The sequence below is a fragment of the Arhodomonas sp. KWT genome, from assembly GCF_010993615.1.
Window position 1 is genome coordinate 1 of sequence record NZ_WNXE01000031.1, and the last position, 6507, is coordinate 6507.

The 6507-nt window shown below is 66.8% G+C and carries 7 protein-coding genes; all 7 read left to right on the forward strand.

What is annotated here, in order from left to right; genetic code table 11:
• Positions 1-3 precede the first annotated feature (3 nt).
• The 7 genes from G7A99_RS07720 (at position 4) to G7A99_RS07750 (ending at position 6444) form a co-directional block, all read left to right on the forward strand.
• A complete protein-coding gene (locus tag G7A99_RS07720; RefSeq protein ID WP_240466170.1) occupies positions 4-123 on the forward strand; it encodes a PA2779 family protein in 120 nt (39 codons plus the stop codon).
• 141 nt (positions 124-264) lie between these two features.
• Positions 265-1206: a PA2778 family cysteine peptidase gene (locus G7A99_RS07725; RefSeq protein ID WP_240466171.1), complete on the forward strand. Its 942-nt coding sequence runs from the start codon at positions 265-267 to the stop codon at positions 1204-1206.
• Positions 1207-1416: 210 nt separating this feature from the next.
• Positions 1417-2784: a substrate-binding protein gene (locus G7A99_RS07730; protein WP_018718542.1), complete on the forward strand. Its 1368-nt coding sequence runs from the start codon at positions 1417-1419 to the stop codon at positions 2782-2784.
• Positions 2785-2926: 142 nt separating this feature from the next.
• Positions 2927-3829 carry a branched-chain amino acid ABC transporter permease gene (locus G7A99_RS07735; RefSeq protein ID WP_018718541.1) on the forward strand — a complete coding sequence of 301 codons (903 nt, stop codon included), beginning with the start codon at positions 2927-2929 and terminating at the stop codon, positions 3827-3829.
• Positions 3829-4896, forward strand: a complete 1068-nt coding sequence (locus tag G7A99_RS07740) for a branched-chain amino acid ABC transporter permease (protein ID WP_018718540.1) — start codon at positions 3829-3831, stop codon at positions 4894-4896. Before G7A99_RS07735 ends, G7A99_RS07740 begins: the two co-directional genes overlap by 1 nt.
• Positions 4897-4927: 31 nt before the next feature.
• On the forward strand, positions 4928-5692 hold the full coding sequence (locus tag G7A99_RS07745) for an ABC transporter ATP-binding protein (RefSeq protein WP_018718539.1): 765 nt from the start codon (positions 4928-4930) through the stop codon (positions 5690-5692).
• A complete protein-coding gene (locus G7A99_RS07750) occupies positions 5689-6444 on the forward strand; it encodes an ABC transporter ATP-binding protein (RefSeq protein WP_018718538.1) in 756 nt (251 codons plus the stop codon). The genes G7A99_RS07745 and G7A99_RS07750 overlap by 4 nt, the downstream gene beginning before the upstream one ends.
• The last annotated feature ends 63 nt before the right edge of the window (positions 6445-6507 follow it).

Here is a 6507-nt window from a genome sequence, read left to right on the forward strand (position 1 = left end):
GAGATGCCCGCGGGTGGCACCAGCATTCTGGGGGCCGCGGTGTTCATCTTCGTGGTGTTGCTGATCACCGACATCCTCGGCTTTACCGACGTGTTCCCGTTCGTCAACAACACCGCCCGCTAGGCGGTCCAGGAAGGGGTCATGCGGCGTAACGGCAGGCATGCGAGGCCCGTCGGGCCCGGACTGAGCCCTGCAGTGCCCGGGGGGCCGGGGAGGATGCATCCCCCGGCCCCCGCGGGCGGGCGCCGCCGAAGCCCCGTGGCGATGGCGGTGGCCCTGCTCGCCGCCATCCTCCTCAGCGCCTGCGCCGGGATACCGGAGCAGCGTGCCGAGCTTGCCGAGGGGACGACGGCCACGGAGCTGGATGCCGTGCCCTTCTTCCCCGACACCGCCTACTACTGCGGGCCCGCCTCGCTGGCGAGCACGCTGGAGTGGAGCGGTTACGAGACCTCGCCGGACGCGCTCGGCGGGTCCCTGTTCATCCCGGAACGCAACGGCAGCCTTCAGCCCGAGATGCTGGCGACGGCGCGCCGCGCGGGACGTCTGGCCTACCAGATCGACGGCCGCCTCGCCGCCGTTCAGCGCGAGCTCCGCGCCGGGCACCCGGTGATCGTCCTCCAGAACCTGGCGTTCGGATGGTGGCCGCGGTGGCACTATGCCGTGGTCGTGGGGCTGTATCCGGACGACGGCACCGTGGTGCTGCGTTCCGGCGAGCGCCGCCGTCACCGCATCAGCTTCAAGACATTCCTGCACACCTGGGCGCGGGCGGAATACTGGGCCATGGTCACCCCGGCGCCAGGGGGCCTGCCGGCCACCGCCGAGCCCGGGCCGCTGTTCCAGGCGCTGGCCTCCCTGGAGGGGACCGCGGGCGTGGGGCCGGCGATCCCCTACTGGCGTGCCGCGGCCGGGCGCTGGCCGGAGAGTGGCCCGTATGCCGTCGGGCTGGCCAATGCCGTCTACGCCGCCGGCGATGCGGACGCGGCCCGCAAGGTGCTCATCGACGCATTGCCACGGGTCGCCGAGGGCAAGGGGGTGGTCTGGAACAATCTCGCCAATATCGAGGCCGAGCAGGGCGACCTGGCCGAGGCCGAGGCGGCGGCGGAGTCCGCCGTGGCCGCCGGTGGTCCCCACGTCGAGCAGTTCCGCGACACCCTTGCCGATATCCGCTGCCGCCGCGGCAAGGGGGCCTGCCCCGGGGCTGAGTGAGTCGCCCGCCCTCACGCCCTTCTGTTCCCCGCCCGCCTCGGTGCCTGCCGCCGTGCTCTCCCGCCGGAAAACTGTGGGATGGTTCACGGACATTGCTGTTCTCCGATATCGTAGCTAGGCTATAACGAAAATGAATAGCTGCCAGAACAAGAAGCAGTGAGCCATGGCCGCCGCGCAACGCGGCAACGGCCAACAATGAGGAGGAGAGTGATGACCGACAGGAAAGACGACAGCAATCGCGGTTGGTCCCGGCGTAACGTGCTCAAGGCGGGTGCCGCATCGGCGGTGATCGCCGGCACCGGGCCGATGATCTTCACGCGCAACAGCTGGGCACAGGACGCCATCGGCAACTTCCCGGTCAAGGGCGACACCGTGATGTTCGGCTTCAACGTGCCGCAGACCGGTGCGTATGCCGACGAGGGGGCGGACGAGCTGCGCGCCTACAAGCTCGCCGTCAAGCATCTCAACAACGGCGGCGGCATGCTCGAGACCCTCAAGCCCAGCTCGCTCACCGGTCAGGGGGTGCTTGGCAAGAAGGTCGGCTACGTCAGCGGTGACACCCAGACCAGCCCGGATGCCGCGCGCACCAGCGCCCGCCGCATGATCGAACGCGACAAGGTGATCATGTACGGCGGCGGCTCCTCGAGCTCGGTGGCCATCGCCCAGCAGTACCTCGCACAGGAGATGGGTGTCATCTTCATGTGCGGCCTCACCCATTCCAACGACACCACCGGCAAGGACAAGCGGCGTTACGGTTTCCGCCACTTCTTCAACGCCTACATGTCCGGCAAGGCCCTCGGGCCGGTGCTCGCGGATGCCTACGGCACCGATCGCCGGGCCTTCCACCTCACCGCCGACTACACCTGGGGCCACACCCAGTATCAGTCCATCAAGGAGTTCACCGAGAAGGAAGGCTGGACGACGGTCAACAACATCATGACCCCGCTCGGCACCAGCGATTACTCGCAGTTCCTGACCGCGGTGCTCAACTCCGACGCCGACGTGCTGGTGCTCAACCACTACGGCAAGGACATGGTGAACTCGCTCACCCAGGCGGTGCAGTTCGGCATGAAGGACATGCAGAAGAACGGCAAGGACTTCCAGATCGTCGTTCCGCTGTACAGCCGTCTCATGGCCCAGGGTGCCGGTGCGAGCAACATCGACGGCGTGTTCGGCTCCACCAACTGGAACTGGACCCTCGAGGATGCGGGCTCGCAGGCCTTCGTGAAGTCCTTCGAGGACGAGTACGGCTTCCCCCCCTCCCAGGCGGCACAGACCTGCTACGTGCAGACCCTGCTCTATGCCAACGCCTGCGAGCGGGCCGGGACGTTCTACCCGCCGGAGGTCATCAAGGCCCTCGAGGACTTCCGCTTCACCGGTGCCGGCCCGGGCGAGGCCTACTACCGTGGTGCGGACCACCAGTGCTTCAAGGACATCCTGGTGGTGCAGGGCAAGGGCCCTGACCAGAAGCAGGGCGAGTACGACCTGCTCAACATCGTCCAGCACGTCAAGCGTGACGACGTGATCTACCCGGTGGATACCTTCTCCGGGGAGCTGGGTCCGTACAAGCCGGCCTGACGGCGGCTTCCGGCCGACAGTGCCACGGCCGACGGCCGTGGCACCGTTTATCAGCGCAGTCGCAAACTGATAATCGCGGGACCGGCCGCGCCCCGTCGCGCGGACGGGGGCTGCGGCGCATCCCGGCGGGTGGAGTCGTTCAATGTCCGGTGACCTGATTAACGCGCTATTCCTTCAGATTCTCACGGGCCTGCAGCTCGGCATGATCTACGCCATGATCGCGCTGGGGCTCACGCTCATCTTCGGCACCCTCGGCGTGGTCAATTTCGCCCATGGTGCGCTCTATCTCATCGGCGCCTACTGCGCCGTGATCATCGCGGGCAAGCTGGGATTCCTGTATGCGGTGATCCTGGTGCCGCTGATCCTGTTCGTGATCGGGATCATCCTCGAGCGCGGCCTGATCCAGTATTTCTACGACCGCCCCCACACGGACCAGATCCTGGTCACGTTCGGGCTGGCGATCGTCGCCGAGGAGGCCCTCAAGTGGATCTTCGGCGCCAACAACATCCCCTATCCAGTGCCCTCCTGGGGTCAGGGGATCGTCATGCTCCACGAATACGTGCCGTTCCTGAGCGGCTTTGTGGTCTTCCCCAAGTGGCGGTTGATCCTGATCCTGGTTTCCCTCGTGGTGATCGGGGCGCTGTTCTTCCTGCTGCAGTTCACGCGCTTCGGGCTGGTCATCCGCTCGGGCATGCGTGATGCGGAGATGGTGCGCTTCCTCGGCATCAACATCACCCGCCGCTTCGCTGCGGTGTTCGGCCTCGGCGCGCTGATCGCGGGTATCGCCGGCGTGTTCGGCGGGCCCATCACCCAGGTCAGTCCGGCCGTGGGCATGAAGATGCTCGTGCCCTCCTTCCTGGTGGTGGTCATCGGTGGCATGGGCTCCGTGGCCGGTGCGCTGATCGCCGCGGTGGTGCTCGGCATGGCGCTGAGCTTCACCGCCGAGTATTCGTCGATCCAGCAGATCATCATCTATCTGGTGGCGGTGGTGGTGCTGCTGACCCGTCCGCGCGGCCTGATGGGCAAGAAGGGGGTGTTCGAATAATGAGTGCCATGTCCAAGACCAGCGGTGGCGGGCGCGAGCTGCTGGTGATCGGCGTGTTTGCCGCCATCGTCCTGCTGCTGCCGTTCTGGCTGCCGCTGCTCGGCGGCTACGAGGCCCTGGCGACGAAGATCGTGATCTGGGCGCTGTTCGCCCTGGGCTTCGATATCCTGCTCGGGTTCACCGGGTTTCTGTCGTTCGGCCACGCGGCCTTCTTCGGTACCGCGGCCTACACCACGGGTCTGATGCTCAAGCACGTCAGCGCCGACATCATACCGGCGCTCGCAGTGAGCGTGTCGCTGACCCTGGTGCTCGCCATCGTGCTCGGCTTTCTCACGCTGCGGCGCAGCGGCATCTACTTCTCCATTCTCACGCTGGCCTTCGGCGAGATGTTGTACGCGGCGGTGCTGTCGATTTTCCAGGGCTGGACCGGGGGCGATAACGGCCTGACGATGAGCACCAAGCCGACGCTGCTCGGGCTGCCGATGCAGGGGCTTAACGTGTTCTACGTCTGCGCCGTGCTGCTCATAGGCGGCTTCGCGCTGGCACGCCAGATCAAGCGCTCGCCGTTCGGGCTGATGCTGATGTCCATCAAGGAGAACCCGATGCGGCTCGAGTACACCGGCGTCAACGTGATGGCCTACAAGATGATGGCGTTTACCATCAGCGGGCTCTACGCGGCCGTCGCCGGATCGCTGATGGTCGTCTACGAGCCCTATGTCGCCACCGAGTTCATGCACTGGACCACCTCCGGCGAGATCGTGATCATGTCCGTGATCGGCGGCGTGAACACGCTGCTCGGGCCGATGATCGGTGCCGCGTTCATGCTGTTCTTCGAGAACGTCGTGCAGGCGTTTATCGGTGAGCAGTGGAAGCTGATCCTTGGTGCCATCTTCGTCCTGGTGGTGATCTTCCTCCCCGGCGGCTTCATCGACCTCGCGCGCCGCGTGCGCAAGGCGATGGGCCATATGGTGCCGTCGCGCCGGGATAACGTGCCGGACGCCCCCGGCTCCATGCGTGAGGACCGCCAGAAGGGCCGCCGCGCGGATGCCCAGCTGGGCGGCCGCTAGGCCGGTGACGAACACGGGAGGAAGACGGATCATGAGTGAACAGGCACTGCTCGACGTTCAGGGGGTGTCCAAGAGCTTCGGCGGACTGCAGGCGCTCACGGACGTGAGCCTGCAGGTCCGGACCGGCAGCATCCACGCCATCATCGGCCCCAACGGGGCGGGCAAGTCGACCCTGCTCAACGTCCTCATCGGTCTGATCGAGGCCGATCAGGGTCACGTGCTCTTCGACGGGCGCGAGCTGCGCGGGGTCAAGCCCCACAGCATCATCCAGCGGGGGATCGCGCGGGTGTTCCAGACCCCGCAGGTCTTTCCGGCGATGAATCTCCTGCAGAACGTGGCCATTGCAGCGCTTGCCCGCCGCGATGGCCAGTTCTCCATCAAGGCCGCGGAGACGCTGCGCCGGGGACACGCCATCTATGAGGAGGCCGCGGCGACCCTGGAGCGGGTCGGTCTCGGCGATCACCTGGAGGAGCAGGCCCAGCATCTGGCCCGGGGCGACAAGCGCCGGCTGGAGCTCGCGGTCTGCCTTGCCGCGCGACCCAAGCTGCTGCTCCTCGACGAGCCGACCGCCGGCATGTCCCGGCATGACACCAACCGCACCATCGACCTGCTCAAGGAGATCTCCGAGACGGGTATGACCAAGGTGGTGATCGAGCACGACATGCACGTGGTCTTCAGCCTTGCCGAGCGGATCAGCGTGCTTGCGCAGGGGCGCATCATCGCCGGCGGCGCGCCGGACGAGGTCCGTGGCGATCCGCGAGTGAAAGAGGCCTATCTGGGAGGGGCACAGGAATGAGCGCCAGTACTCATGCGCAGCCGGCACAGACCGATGCGGGCGGACAGGAGGCGTACTTCGCGTGCCGGGACATTCACGCCTACTACGGCGAGAGCTACATCGTCCAGGGTGTGAGCTTCGAGGTCCGGGAGGGTGAGATCGTCGCCCTGCTCGGGCGCAACGGTGCCGGCAAGACCTCGACCCTGCGTACCATCGCCCGGGCCCACGATCCGCAGCTGCGCAGCGGCGAGATCTGGCTCGCCGGTCAGCCGCTGCATCGCATGCCCACCCACCGGGCGGCGCAGTCGGGGGTGCAGCTGGTGCCCGAGGACCGGCGGATCATCCCCGGCATCACGGTCGAGGAGAACCTGGTGGTGGCGCAGATCGCCGAGCCCCGGGGGTGGTCGATCGAGCAGATCTACGAGCACTTCCCGCGGCTCGCCGAGCGCCGCAAGCAGGAGGCGATCACCATGTCCGGCGGCGAGCAGCAGATGCTGGCCGTGGCCCGGGCACTGGCGCGGGATGTCAAGCTGCTGCTCCTCGACGAGCCCTACGAGGGACTGGCACCTCAGATCGTTCAGGAGATCGAGTCCATCCTCAGGGAGGTGAAGTCCCTGGGTATCACCACCATCATCGTCGAGCAGAACGCGATCGCCGCGCTGGAGCTCGCGGACCGGGCGGTGATCCTGGACATGGGCGAGGTCGCCTACGAGGGTGAGGCCAACCACGTGCTCGACAACCAGGAGCTCCGCGACCAGTACCTGGCGATCTAGGCATGGCCGGGCCCCGGGGCGTTGCCCCGGGCCGGGCCCGCCTGCAACACCCGTGTAATATCC

What these genes read in the sequence shown, in the direction of transcription:
- G7A99_RS07720 (WP_240466170.1), top strand. Translation starts at nt 4, where the DNA reads ATGCCCGCGGGTGGCACCAGCATTCTGGGGGCCGCGGTGTTCATCTTC.
- G7A99_RS07725 (WP_240466171.1), top strand. Translation starts at nt 265, where the DNA reads ATGGCGGTGGCCCTGCTCGCCGCCATCCTCCTCAGCGCCTGCGCCGGG.
- G7A99_RS07730 (WP_018718542.1), top strand. Translation starts at nt 1,417, where the DNA reads ATGACCGACAGGAAAGACGACAGCAATCGCGGTTGGTCCCGGCGTAAC.
- G7A99_RS07735 (WP_018718541.1), top strand. Translation starts at nt 2,927, where the DNA reads ATGTCCGGTGACCTGATTAACGCGCTATTCCTTCAGATTCTCACGGGC.
- G7A99_RS07740 (WP_018718540.1), top strand. Translation starts at nt 3,829, where the DNA reads ATGAGTGCCATGTCCAAGACCAGCGGTGGCGGGCGCGAGCTGCTGGTG.
- G7A99_RS07745 (WP_018718539.1), top strand. Translation starts at nt 4,928, where the DNA reads ATGAGTGAACAGGCACTGCTCGACGTTCAGGGGGTGTCCAAGAGCTTC.
- G7A99_RS07750 (WP_018718538.1), top strand. Translation starts at nt 5,689, where the DNA reads ATGAGCGCCAGTACTCATGCGCAGCCGGCACAGACCGATGCGGGCGGA.